The organism is Brasilonema bromeliae SPC951 (genome assembly GCF_012912135.1).
Taxonomy (GTDB): domain Bacteria; phylum Cyanobacteriota; class Cyanobacteriia; order Cyanobacteriales; family Nostocaceae; genus Brasilonema; species Brasilonema bromeliae.
In genome coordinates, this window is record NZ_QMEB01000219.1 from 1 (window position 1) to 11,825 (window position 11,825).

Annotated in this window: 15 protein-coding genes and 1 pseudogene; 8 read left to right on the forward strand and 8 right to left on the reverse strand. The window is 42.3% G+C overall.

The features are described from left to right. The 3 genes and pseudogenes from DP116_RS22445 to DP116_RS22455 form a co-directional block, all read left to right on the forward strand. Window positions 1–480: pseudogene (locus tag DP116_RS22445) on the forward strand (hydantoinase/oxoprolinase family protein); the annotation flags it as partial. Between the two features lie 398 nt (window positions 481–878). Next, on the forward strand, window positions 879–1,193 hold the full coding sequence (locus DP116_RS22450) for a hypothetical protein (protein WP_169157287.1): 315 nt from the start codon (window positions 879–881) through the stop codon (window positions 1,191–1,193). 41 nt (window positions 1,194–1,234) lie between these two features. Then, entirely contained in the window at window positions 1,235–1,675 is a 441-nt protein-coding gene (locus DP116_RS22455; RefSeq protein WP_211173446.1) for a nitrogen fixation protein, read from the forward strand. 98 nt (window positions 1,676–1,773) lie between these two features. Here the strand turns inward: DP116_RS22455 and DP116_RS22460 are convergent, their stop codons facing one another. From DP116_RS22460 to DP116_RS22470, 3 genes are read right to left on the reverse strand one after another with little or no spacing between them, the layout of a single operon-like run. Beyond that, complete coding sequence (locus tag DP116_RS22460) at window positions 1,774–2,256, reverse strand: NifU family protein (protein WP_169157288.1); 483 nt, start codon at window positions 2,254–2,256, stop codon at window positions 1,774–1,776. Window positions 2,257–2,315: 59 nt separating this feature from the next. Next, window positions 2,316–2,540, reverse strand: coding sequence for a hypothetical protein (locus tag DP116_RS22465; protein ID WP_169157289.1), 225 nt, complete (start codon window positions 2,538–2,540; stop codon window positions 2,316–2,318). 12 nt (window positions 2,541–2,552) lie between these two features. Then, complete coding sequence (locus DP116_RS22470; protein ID WP_169157290.1) at window positions 2,553–2,789, reverse strand: asr0689 family protein; 237 nt, start codon at window positions 2,787–2,789, stop codon at window positions 2,553–2,555. Window positions 2,790–3,727: 938 nt separating this feature from the next. On the opposite strand from DP116_RS22470, the gene DP116_RS22475 reads away from it, so the two are divergent. Continuing rightward, window positions 3,728–4,717, forward strand: coding sequence for a hydrogenase small subunit (locus DP116_RS22475; protein WP_169157291.1), 990 nt, complete (start codon window positions 3,728–3,730; stop codon window positions 4,715–4,717). Between the two features lie 351 nt (window positions 4,718–5,068). Here the strand turns inward: DP116_RS22475 and DP116_RS22480 are convergent, their stop codons facing one another. Both DP116_RS22480 and DP116_RS22485 read right to left on the reverse strand, forming a co-directional pair. Further along, the gene (locus DP116_RS22480) at window positions 5,069–5,557 is read right to left on the reverse strand and encodes an SH3 domain-containing protein (protein WP_169157292.1); all 489 of its coding nucleotides are present in this window, start codon (window positions 5,555–5,557) and stop codon (window positions 5,069–5,071) included. 105 nt (window positions 5,558–5,662) lie between these two features. Beyond that, complete coding sequence (locus tag DP116_RS22485; RefSeq protein ID WP_169157293.1) at window positions 5,663–6,442, reverse strand: DUF3598 family protein; 780 nt, start codon at window positions 6,440–6,442, stop codon at window positions 5,663–5,665. A gap of 70 nt (window positions 6,443–6,512) precedes the next feature. Here DP116_RS22485 and DP116_RS22490 point away from each other — a divergent pair, with 70 nt between their 5' ends. Together DP116_RS22490 and xylB are read left to right on the forward strand one after the other, a co-directional pair. Next, window positions 6,513–6,983: a hydrogenase maturation protease gene (locus tag DP116_RS22490; protein WP_169157294.1), complete on the forward strand. Its 471-nt coding sequence runs from the start codon at window positions 6,513–6,515 to the stop codon at window positions 6,981–6,983. A gap of 121 nt (window positions 6,984–7,104) precedes the next feature. Next, on the forward strand, window positions 7,105–8,571 hold the full coding sequence (xylB, locus tag DP116_RS22495; protein ID WP_169157295.1) for a xylulokinase: 1,467 nt from the start codon (window positions 7,105–7,107) through the stop codon (window positions 8,569–8,571). Between the two features lie 63 nt (window positions 8,572–8,634). Here the strand turns inward: xylB and DP116_RS22500 are convergent, their stop codons facing one another. Together DP116_RS22500 and DP116_RS30020 are read right to left on the reverse strand one after the other, a co-directional pair. Next, window positions 8,635–9,033, reverse strand: a complete 399-nt coding sequence (locus tag DP116_RS22500; RefSeq protein ID WP_096562737.1) for a nuclear transport factor 2 family protein — start codon at window positions 9,031–9,033, stop codon at window positions 8,635–8,637. 85 nt (window positions 9,034–9,118) lie between these two features. Further along, the gene (locus tag DP116_RS30020) at window positions 9,119–9,244 is read right to left on the reverse strand and encodes a hypothetical protein (protein WP_281357461.1); all 126 of its coding nucleotides are present in this window, start codon (window positions 9,242–9,244) and stop codon (window positions 9,119–9,121) included. A gap of 76 nt (window positions 9,245–9,320) precedes the next feature. Between DP116_RS30020 and DP116_RS22510 the strand changes: the two genes are divergently transcribed. Together DP116_RS22510 and DP116_RS22515 are read left to right on the forward strand one after the other, a co-directional pair. Further along, a complete protein-coding gene (locus DP116_RS22510) occupies window positions 9,321–9,890 on the forward strand; it encodes a Uma2 family endonuclease (protein ID WP_169157297.1) in 570 nt (189 codons plus the stop codon). Window positions 9,891–9,961: 71 nt separating this feature from the next. Then, window positions 9,962–10,105, forward strand: coding sequence for a hypothetical protein (locus DP116_RS22515; protein WP_169157286.1), 144 nt, complete (start codon window positions 9,962–9,964; stop codon window positions 10,103–10,105). A 594-nt stretch (window positions 10,106–10,699) separates the two neighbouring features. Here DP116_RS22515 and DP116_RS22520 read toward each other — a convergent pair. Continuing rightward, window positions 10,700–11,530: an SDR family NAD(P)-dependent oxidoreductase gene (locus tag DP116_RS22520; protein ID WP_169157298.1), complete on the reverse strand. Its 831-nt coding sequence runs from the start codon at window positions 11,528–11,530 to the stop codon at window positions 10,700–10,702. Window positions 11,531–11,825 lie beyond the last annotated feature (295 nt).

Sequence of the window (11,825 nt, forward strand, 5' to 3'; positions counted from 1 at the left end):
TCACTGCTTGCTTCAACCCCACCCGCAAGCAGTGAAGAGGAAATAGTCCTAAAAGTCAATTTAAAATACGAGGGAACTAACTCTACCTTGACTGTTGATTTTACCTCAGATGCGGCAGTGATGCGACAAGACTTTGAGGCTGAACATAAATCTCGTTATGGTTTCATTCAATTAGAAAAAACCTTAATTGTTGAATCAGCAAGTCTGGAAGTCATTCAAAAAATGGATACTCCCGAAGAATCCTTAATAACTCGTACTCGTTCTATCGATGAACCTCCCGCTTCTGTGGAGACAGTAAGGATGTTTACTGCTGACAAATGGCATGATACTCCTGTTTATCGACGAGAATATTTACAACCGGAAGATAGTATTAGTGGACCTGCAATTATTGTGGAAAAAATTAGCACGATTGTAGTTGAACCATTATGGGAAGCAAGGTTAACTGAACGTAATCATTTGATATTGCAACGTAAAAATTGATTAATTCATATCTTGCACCCATTCTCCCAGCACTCGTTCCCAGGCTTAGCCTGGGAACGATAAATCGAGGTTCTGCCTCTGATTGAGAATAGTGCAAGATCTCAGCTATAGAACACGAGGTTTTTTGTGACATTCGAGAGATATTCGGTCGTGCATCTCTATATATATCTGTGTCAAAAGAATTACTGAATGAAAAAGCAAGAATAAACTTGATACAAAATCCTGGGTTCGCAAGACCCTTTATTATCAAGCTTTTTGATCATCATTGTTAAAAAATATTATCTATTTTGCAAAATAAGTTGTCTGTTATGGGTATAATTCTGTCTCGTAACAAATTAGGCAATTAAGCGGTTCAGTTTTTGAACCTAACACCACTCATAATTCCCAGGAAAGTAAAAATGAACGCAAACAAAATAAACTCTAACGGCAGATTTGAAATAAATGACCTGATTGATGATGCCGTGAAGAATGCAGTAGCACGACGCAGCCAAGTTATAGATTCAGAAGATGCCTTGTTAGTTTTGGCTGAAACAGAAGCGCAAAGCATAATAGGTGGTGCGGCGGCAGCAATTTCCGAATCTAAGGTTTCGCCGCTTATAACTGGTAAGATAGCAGTCTCCGAACCAACTCCCAAACCACCTATCAAAGCTGTTGTTTGTCCGCCAATTATAGTTGGGCTAATTGCTGTTGACCCAATAGCCTCAAAAGCATAATCTTCGAGCCTTAACAAAGATACTCTTCGTTGGAGGTTCGATTGATAGAAAACATTGCTACTGAGAATACTACACTTTGCCCCAGCGCTAGACCAGAATCAGCAGATAGTGTTGTCTTTGGTGTCGTCAGTGGGACGGTGACAAAACCCCGTATAGCTTATCTGAAGCAGCCGCAGCCTGTCACGGATGAACTAATAGCAAAGTCTAGCCCTGCTACACCAGCAGAAATTTTTCGGACAGCAGGACCCTGTGTAGAATCAGGTTGTATGCATTTTGATGGAAAAGATTGTCGTTTGGCACAGCGAATTGTAGAGAATTTATCTGCAGTAGCTGAGGAACTTCCACCCTGTTCTATCCGCCGAAATTGTCGTTGGTGGGAACAGGAAGGCAAGACAGCTTGTATGCGTTGTCCGCAAGTTGTTACAGATAGCTACAATCCATCTCAACTTATGCGAGAGGTGGCGACACCAACTGCCCTTTAAGCAAAACTTCCATGTGTAGTTAAGTCATTTGACACTCGCTAAGCCCTATGTCTTTCGGACATAGGGCTTAGAGTTGACGGGTGCTGATCACCAACTCCTCAACGTACTGCAACCACGTTAACAATTTCCGGACAATACGACTTAATTGCCTGTTCAATTCCTTGAGATAAAGTTAGAGTTGAAGTCGGACAATTACCACAAGCTCCAATTAATTTGACTTCAACTGTATCTGGTGGTTTAATATCCACTAATTCCACATCACCATTATGACTTTTTAAACCTGGACGGACTTCATCAAGCGCTTGCTGAACACGTTGCGTTAGCGGTGGTTTAGGAGGCTTTACAAGTTCGTGATAAAGCAGAACTCCATACACAACTTCGTCTTTAACAGCACTACGTAAAGCTGGCATAGATTCTTGCTTCACAGTTTTAATTAAACGTGTCAATGCCTCTTTGTGTAATGCTTCAATGGCTCGTTTTAGACCTACAACGACACCCCTGTAAGTTTCATCCCACTCAGAGATAATTGCCTCATAACGGCTGATTTCTTTGACTAATTCTTCAAGTGTGTCATCGGTCATTGTTCAATTGCCAAATAAATTCTTTCGGATTTTACTCAGGACTCAAAATGACTAAAAACTCATTTTGCTTTGAAGTCTTTTAGGAGAAATGGCATCATTGTACCTGTGACTAAGCTAGAAATTACAACTGATAGCAGCAAGGGTAGTTTCACGAATGCCAGTAACACTAGTAACAGTAAACCTATGCTAGTACCAATTGCAGTTTGTTGTACAAAATGGACGGGATCACGTATTAATTTTCCTTGCAAAAATAACTTAGCAGAAAACCACCCAAGCTCAAACATAACTCCTCCTAGTTAATTGATAAGAACCTTCAGTACAACTAGCCCTAAGATGACTACTGGAATGACACCAGCAGGAGCTAATAGCCCACCAAGCGTGGCGGAAAACTGATACCCAAATTCCTTACCAGCTAACATTATTCCGCCAATCGCACCACCAACAATAGAGAATAAAATTGCCACTACTAGCAATATCAATCCGGTGATGAGATTAATATCACCTGCTATTAAGCTTGTGAATAAGTCTGTCATTTTGTGTTCTCCTAAATAGCAAAAACTTAAAAAGTTTTCTATAAATAATTATTGCCTCATTCCCTTCTTCCCTGTCTGATACTAGGAATACTCTTTAGAAGGGCTGCTGCCTCCCTTACTCGCGGCAGAGTCGCTTGGATCGCATTTCCTGCTTAGACCTGGAAACGAGATTTTAACCTGGAAACGAGATTTTAATGAGATTTTAACGAGATTATAAAAGGGTTTTGGCTTCAATTAACACCAGTCAACAATGCTGTGTGCCTCTACAGTCAATCTGTTTATATTCAATTGAAAACTGCTGTCCAAACATTTTTTTGATTTTATTTTGGTTGCAATACTCCTATAGTAAACCCAAAAAAGTCTATCAATTGCTAGTTTATATTTTTTTATAAATACTCTATCTCAAGTGAGAGTTAATCAATGTACTGTTTTCATGTTATTGTTGATACTATTGAGGCATTTAAAATAACTTAATCAATCATTTACTGATGCAGATGAATGACAATAAGATTAAGAAAAAAACATGAATTGACTAACTTCTCATTGCTTGGGCGAAAATTTTTATATGAAAATTTTTACTTTTTTATGATTATTACCTGTGTGATTTATTTCACATTTTGAGGAATCAAATAACTGGTTTTTTTTGTCATATTTTCATCATATTTTCTAATTTTGTAGAGCGTCAAAGAAAAAAATAGCTCATAATTAAAGCTAAATGTGAAGACACAGGAACAGGTAAGACCTCCACAGGGTTTTGCTAAGTCTTGCCTGTTTCAGTTACTGGCGAACATAAGATGATTTTATTTCAACAGAATTAGGGGGGTTAGAGTATATACAAAGCCTATTTTATTGGAAAAGATTTTTAGCAATTGTTCTCTGTTGAAACTTTACCAAACTCATCAGAGTTACACATTCTCAACAATAAGAAGACATAGCAAATGACTAACGTACTATGGTTGCAAGGTGGTGCTTGTTCAGGTAACACCATATCTTTTCTGAATGCCGAAGAACCTACCGTCTGTGATTTAATTGCTGATTTTGGCATTAAAATTCTTTGGCATCCATCTTTAGGACTGGAACTAGGTGAAAACTTACAAGCACTTTTGTGGGATTGTATTTCCGGCAAAATTCCTTTGGATATCCTGGTATTTGAAGGTACAGTAGTTAACGGTCCCAAAGGGACTGGTAACTGGAATCGGTTTGCTGAACGTCCCATGAAAGATTGGTTACTTGACCTCTCAAAAGTTGCCAAGTTTGTTGTAGCAGTGGGAGATTGTGCGACATGGGGAGGAATCCCCGCCATTGCACCCAATCCCAGTGAGTCACAGGGATTGCAATTTCTCAAACGGCAAAAGGGTGGTTTTTTAGGAACAGAGTATTTATCAAAAGCAGGGCTTCCTGTGATCAATATTCCTGGATGTCCCGCCCATCCTGATTGGATTAGTCAAATATTAGTGGCGATGCACATAAGGGAGCCACCAAAGGTGATCGCAACAGGACGTCTTAGTGATATAACCCTTGACGAATTCCATCGCCCGCAAACATTTTTCAAAAGTTTTACACAAACAGGCTGTACCCGCAACATCCACTTTGCCTATAAAGCATCCGTTGCTGAATTTGGTCAGCGCAAAGGATGTTTATTCTACGACTTAGGTTGTCGCGGTCCAATGACCCATTCTTCCTGCAACCGTATCTTGTGGAATCGCGTTTCCTCAAAAACCCGTGCTGGAATGCCTTGCATAGGCTGTACTGAACCTGAATTCCCCTTCTATGACCTCGAACCAGGAACAGTATTTAAGACGCAAACCCTCATGGGTGCTCCCAAGGACATACCGCCAGGAATGAACAGACAAGACTATGCCTTGCTCACCCTTGTCGCAAAGAATATGGTACCTACTTGGGCTGAAGAAGATATCTTTACGGTTTAGTCCTTAGTCATTAGTCATTAGCAAAGGACAAATGACAAAGAACAAAGGATAAAAAACAAATGGGAATTCAAACATTAGACATCTCCCCAGTCGGGAGAGTAGAAGGCGATTTAGATGTCCGATGACTCATGTCTCGTTTGCACTGTTCACGCCCATGATGCGAAGACGGGTAAGAAATTAGCGCGTTTCCGTACGGCGTAAGTGTCGCTTTAGTGAAAATGAATAACAAGATTCTCCAAATGAGACGACTCACCCGAAAACCCATAAGACTGTCATTAGTCATTAGTCCTTTGTCTTTTGTGATTTAGTGACTCATGACTAATAACAATCCTTACAATACGGTCTGCAAGTTTATCGGACTGATAAAATCTTCAGATACTCAGTCGCCACCCAGCCCTCAGAAGCAACCCATTGGTTAGATTTAACCTTAATCCAACGAAATCCGTCATTATCTTTGCCTTCACCGTACACGGAGACTCTTGATCCATTGGGAATTTTACCAAGTTCACGAGCACTCGTGTCTGGTTGTTCCCGAACATTTAGACCACTCGAAGCATTGATGACGACTACTTCTGCAACAGAACCAGATGTTTCTGGTTGGATATCGACATGGGTTTTAAAAACATACCAAGTGTCGTATTGAGGACATCCAGAATTTCCAAGTTTATCAAACAGAGTCACTCTATAGTGGTCTTTGTCTGCCTCTACTCTTTCTTTAACTCTAAAAGACTTGCCGCTGCTGACATTATACTTCTCACAAAGTCCCAGATCACTTGAGTCCTTAAGACTCTGTTTGAAATTCGTTCCTTGTGAGTATGTGACTTTCAATAGGTATGCCATTGAGGTATCTCCTTGTTAGATTTTCAACACCAACTTAAATGTTAGTGCCTTTTACAGAATACCCACACTGAGAGTATGAAAAGTGCTTCCCCTATTTAGATGTCTTCAAAGGTACAATAGTTCCAGCGTCAGTGCCGAGAAATCTCCACACTCATCATAGTTGACAAGCAGTTGATGCATCTCGGAGGTTTTCACTAACCAATTAGCTGCCATAGTAAAGGAAATGCCAACACTCACTTTGCCTGGACAACTGATAGAAACTCCGTCAGGCAAAAAGAAAGTTTTGTGTCCTTCCCCAATCCAGTGTAACTGAGTCACGACTGGCTCAGAAATCTTTAAATCAGGAGTTATAGTGACAGCAGTTCCTTGCCAATTACCGCTGAAATCTCGCTCTGGCAATTGATTGATTTCATTTGACCAGTATTGACTAGGAAAGCCAGTAGCATCTTCGCGAATATTTGCCGTTCTGAACAAACGACCACTTTCATCATAAACGATACCTACACTATGTCTTAATTCCTGAATCTTAAAAAATAGTTCAACGGCAAAATATGAATCTGTTTTCAACTTAGTTGAAACCCAAGCAGCATGACCTGATTCAAAGAAAATCCCCCTCATGGATTCATTTTGTGGATGAAAAAGTCCATTAGATAAGCTATTCGAGAGTTGATTATATTCCCAACTTTGTTCGACTCTTCTGCCGTCACTGTATGCGTAGTGATTCTTTTGAACTATTTCGGTCTCCTTTGAATGACTCTGAAAGCTTCTGAGACTTTGAAACGATTCTGTTACCTCACCTTCGGGAGAATATCTTGTCCAAATTCCATGCCAGTCACGCAAATGGTTAGTCGTGAAGTTTTTCCAATTTTGATCTTTTAAATTCATAAAATATAAGTTTTTTGTGTTTATGGTAGTGTAACACTCAATTGTTTAGCTATTAGCCGTTAGCTCTAAAATGCTCACAATCATTGGTTGCGGTAATCTCAATCGTAGTGACGACGCTGTAGGCGTACTGATTGCCCAACGCTTACAGCAATACCTTGCCCAATATCCTCTTCCTCATGTGCGAGTTTATGACTGTGGTACTGCAGGCATGGAAGTGATGTTTCAGGCAAGAGGTAGCAAAAAGTTAATTATCATTGATGCAAGTTCAACGGATTCTGAACCAGGGGCTATATTTAAAGTTCCTGGAAAAGAACTTGAAGCTTTGCCAGAACCTAGTTATAATTTGCATGATTTTCGCTGGGATCATGCTTTAGCCGCAGGTAGAAAAATCTTTAAAGAGGATTTTCCACTAGATGTGACTGTTTACTTAATTGAAGCAGAAAATCTTGATTTTGGAATTGACTTAAGTCCCGTTGTTCAACATTCTGCTGACTTAGTTTTTGAAGAAATAACTGCAATTGTTAGACAGAGTAAAAAGTAATTACTAGGACTAGGATTTTCCGAACGTTTCGGAACCTTTTCATACATTGATGTGAGAAGATTAGACTAAAAGTCCAGATTTTTTGAAGTCCTTCACTAGATTGAGAATTTGGGAGGGGGAATTGACTGATGTCGTAGTTGGCTTAGATCTAGGTACAGGAGGAGTGCGGGCGATCGCTGTTGACCTACAAGGGCAAATTATCGCAAAAGAAACCAGAACCTATCCCCTGTTAATCCCACAGCCCGGTTGGACGGAACAAAACCCATCGGATTGGGTCGAAGCGAGTCTGGATGCCCTGTTCGATGTTGCTCAACAACTAGATGGACACCAAGTAATTGCTTTGGGTTTGTCTGGACAAATGCATGGTATGGTTCCTCTGGATGCAGAGGGCAGAGTCATTAGACCAGCAATTTTGTGGAATGACCAACGCACTGGTAAAGCCGTTGATGCGATTGAAGCCATTATTCCCCGTCAAGAATTGATTCAGCGTACTGGAAATCCTGCAATTACTGGGTTTCAGCTTCCGAAGCTTGTGTGGTTGCGGACTGAAGAACCGCAAGCATATGCTCGACTTTGGCAGATTCTTTTACCAAAAGATTATATAGGATATGTGCTAACTGGCGAGTTAGTAACAGAGCCGTCTGATGCGTCTGGTGTTGGGTGTTTGAATTTGGCGACTCGGCAATGGGATACGGATATTCTCAATGCTCTTAATATCAACCCAGCATTGTTTCCCCCGGTAGTCGAGTCTACGGCGATCGCCGGACGACTGAAATCAGAAATCGCCGCCCGCGTGGGACTACCTGCTGGATTACCTGTGGTTGCAGGCGGAGGCGACAATGCAGCAGCGGCGATCGGTCTGGGCATCTCATCAAGCAACCTGAACCGGGGCAGTCTGAGTATTGGCACATCGGGTGTGATCTTTGCACCCTGCGAGCGCCCAATTCCCGATCCAGAAGGTCGGGTGCATTTATTCTGTCATGTGGACGGTGGCTATCATCAGCTGGGAGTGACGCTGGCGGCTGGTGGTTCTCTGCGTTGGTATCGAGATACGTTTGCACCGCAGATCACCTACACTGAGCTGATGGACATGGCAGAGCGATCGCTTCCTGGTGCTCGTGGTGTTCTATTTATGCCCCATCTTTCAGGAGAGCGTAGTCCCCATCTCGATCCAGATACTCGCGGTGCTTGGGTGAATCTGTCATTAGCTCATACGCAGGCAGATATTATTCGTGCTGTTCTTGAAGGCGTGGCATTTAGCTTGCGGGCAGCATTGGAAGTTATCAGCGAAATTACTCCCGTTCATCAACTTTTGGCAACAGGTGGAGGTGCACGATCCAACATCTGGTTACAAATTTTAGCAGATGTTTTGCAAACAGAACTAATTACTCCCAAAACAGAAGAAGGAGCCGCTTACGGAGCAGCGATTCTGGCAATGGTGGGGGTTGGTGCATACCCCAACTTAGAAGCTGCATTTAAGATTTTGCCGCAGGATGCGAGTGTGGTACAGCCGCATGTAAATGCTGTGTACGAAGCAGGTTTTAAGCGATACACGTTATTGTACGATGCCCTGAAAGCCGTTCGTTGATATGAAGTGGATCATCCTTATTTAGCTAGTAGGGTGCGTTAGTATAAATCAATCAGGTTCTGGTTATGCAAACAGAGGTGTTGTATCCGTGTAAAACCTCACAGAAGTAACCAAACCCTCTTCATTGCGGTCGGTAAAAGCGACTGCTCTAACGGTTACAGGTTTACCATCATTGCGTTTGTAATGATTTAAGGCTTCAAGGACAAAAGACGAATCACTGCCATAAATATTCAACAAGTCGTGTTCCAAACTGGCAAAGGTCTTCCAGTAAGCAGCAAGCCCCTGCATGATAACCTGTTTGCCTTCCATTGGAGGGTTGTTGTTCGATTGTACGGAACAATCATCCGCAAGAAATCTACTATATGCCTCAATGTGTAAGCTATCCAATGCTTCTAAGTATTTCAGATACCACTCGTAAGTTTCGGGTGAAAGCTGATTGACTCTGAGATTATCAGTTTTCATCAATCACTCCTCTTGATTACTTAAAGATTTGATCACGTTATCTCACTATGCACCAATTTTGGCAATTGCTCACCTTTAGAGTTTTTCAGCCTACCAGAATCTTCGTCGTGATTTCTAACACAACTTCATTGATCTCAATGTTGCTCGCCAAGCGCGTTAAGCGTAGCTCTGCCGTAGGCAATCGCCTAAGTTTGGTTGTCGTCGTAGACATCGCTGCATCACCTCACAACTAAATTTGTGACAAAATAGTTTTGTTGTCCTACAGCCAATGCAATCGGCTACGATCTATGGTTTCTACCATTAAGCGCCGCTACACTTTGGACGAATATCGCGCGCTCGAAGAAAAAATGGAAGGACGCAGCGAATATCGAGATGGAGAAATCGTACCCATGCCCGGAGGAACGCTTAAATACAGCCGCATCAGTGGTAATATTTTTGCCTTTCTCAAGTTTCTGCTGCGCGATACTCAATTCGAGCCAATTAACAGCGATTTGCGGCTATGGATTCCTGAACATCGACGCGGAGTATATCCAGACGTGATGATTTTTGAGGGCGAACCACAACTAAACGATGAGCGCTTAGATGAAGTTTTGAATCCCATTTTGATTGTTGAAGTACTATCTCCTTCCACCGCAGATTACGACCGACAAAACAAATTTCGGATATATCGATCAATTCCTAGTTTTAGGGAATATTTATTAGTCGAACAGGATGAACCCTTTGTCGAACGCTATAGCAAGCAAACTCAAGGTTGGTTGCTCACTGAATTTAACGGCTTGGAGCGATCTATTTCCCTAGAGTCAGTTGGGATGGAATTGCCAATTGCGGAAATTTATCGCGGCGTTGTTTTTGAGTAAAATAACTCTGGGTGAAAGAACGGACAATATCAACATCGGAATTACGACGCACAAGACCACGAACAATCTGATTGTTAAAGTTCTCGTCTGCCAAGAATCGCAACATCTTAGTTTATCTTTATGGGTTGCGTCTCGCCAATAAGCGATCGCGTATCCCAACAGGGTTAAAACGTCTTTGTAAATCTATGCTATGGTTTGGCGATCGCTTTCTCTAAGAATCCCTGCTGGAAGCGCGTTCAAACAGTGAACAGTTAACAGTGAACAAGTTACATAGGGGGATTTCACACGCCACATCTCTCAAGTCGGCAGAGCCGCCCACGAGAGTGGCTCCCCAACTGAAACCAGCAACGCAGTAGTTGTTGGGGTTTTAGATCCAACGGGACACGACACTGATAACTGATAACTCAATACAGTTCAGTTAAGGATAAAGTAGGTTGGGGAGCCACCGCCGTGGACGGGTTCCCCGGCTTGAGGCGAGTGGCGTTTGACCTAAGGAAACCCAACACAGAATGTTTATTGTTGGGTTGCGCTACGCTTAAACGCCAGACGCCAAGTGAGGGAAAGCCCTTCGGGTATGCCTACGGCACGCCTGACGGCTAACGCCAGATGCCTGGCTGTCGGGAAACAAGGACCGCAGCACTGGTCTCACCGTCATTCGCGCTGGCTCCCCAACCTACGTGGTATAAGGTTTTTAGCTCTAACTGAACCGTATTGGATGATCGAGCCGAAATTTGATCAATGAGAAATAATTTTTGCTCAAACATGTGGAAATTTTTATTTTTGAATTTTGAATTTTGAATTTTGAATTGTTATTGCCCTCCAGTAACCTCCAAGTTAAACCCAGTAATATAGCTTGCTTCGTCACTCATCAGAAACGCTACCCCATTCGCCACCTCTTCAAGACTTCCCAAACGCCGCATTGGCACTGAATCGATCATCTGTTGCTCAACCACCTTGGGATTGGCATCAAAGTACTGCGATCCTACTGCTGCCTGCAATTCTGTTTGCCGCGTCCACATATAACCGGGACCTATCAGCGCAGGAGAGAGTGCATTCACCCGGATGCCGTAGGGAGCCAAATCTTTTGCTGCTGTTTGAGTCATTCCAATGACCGCAAACTTTGAAGCGGCATATGCCAGCATATTTGGCGGACCAACTACCCCTGCATAACTTGCCATGTTGACGATCGCGCCTCCACCGCCGTTCGCCCTTGGCGTCTCCCAAGGGGAGAAGCGCAAGTGCTGGGCAGCCGCCTTGAGAATGTGGAAAACGCCAACAACGTTAATGTCGATGACCTTTTGAAAGTCGTCCTCGGGATATTCGTCCGTTTTGGCAAACACTCCTTGATAGCCAGCGTTGTTAAAGACATAGTCGATACGCCCAAGTTGCTCTACAGCACTAGTAAAAGCTTTGGCAACATCATCACAAACCGTAACATCACAACGAAACGTGCCGACTGAAACATTGTACTTTTTTAGTTCCTCAGCCACATCTGCCATCTTCGGTTCATTCAAATCCAGCAGAACTACATCTGCGCCATCACCGGCAAAACGGTGTGCAGTTGCCTTGCCAATATCTCCCGCACCGCCTGTAATCAGGATGGTCTTGCCTGCAAAGCGATCTTGTGCTTTCGCCGTCATAGTTTTAACTTCTTATTGATAAAAATTGCAAATGCCCGTCAATTTCTCAGTTTTAAGAACAGACTTGTATAATTTCTATTATTGAGCTTTTGCTTAAAGTTAGAGCATAAAATCCAAAATTGAGTTTGATTTTTTGACACAAACTTTCTGGATCTGTCATCTGGTTCAACTGCGTGAGTTGTAATACAAGTGCGGTTTCGGTATTGCGGTAGCTTGCTGAAAATTTCTGAAAAATAAGTGAGTTTTTATTAAAAAATATTACATAAATTAAATTTTTTATTACACTATTTTGTCA